Source organism: Exiguobacterium sp. E17S (genome assembly GCF_057772545.1).
In genome coordinates, this window is sequence record NZ_JBYLRU010000027.1 from 1 (window position 1) to 260 (window position 260).

The 260-nt window shown below is 54.2% G+C and carries 1 rRNA gene; it reads left to right on the forward strand.

The features are described 5' to 3' along the window. A 23S ribosomal RNA gene (locus AC3B4V_RS16285) occupies positions 1–260 on the forward strand; the annotation flags it as partial.

The following is a 260-nucleotide window of genomic DNA, read 5'->3' on the forward strand; positions in this document are numbered from 1 at the left end:
ATATTCCTGTACCGCCGATCCACCGTTTGAACAATGGGGGGACGCAGGAGGATAGTGACGCATGCGGATGGAAGTGCATGTGCAAGTTTCAAGACCGTCTGATTGGCAAATCCGTCAGGCATCAAGGTCAAGGAACGACGCGGAGTCCCGTAGGGACGTAGGTCACGATTTCACACTGCCAAGAAAAGCCTCTAGTGAGGGGGAAGGCGCCAGTACCGTAAACCGACACAGGTAGGCGAGATGAGAATTCTAAGACGCGC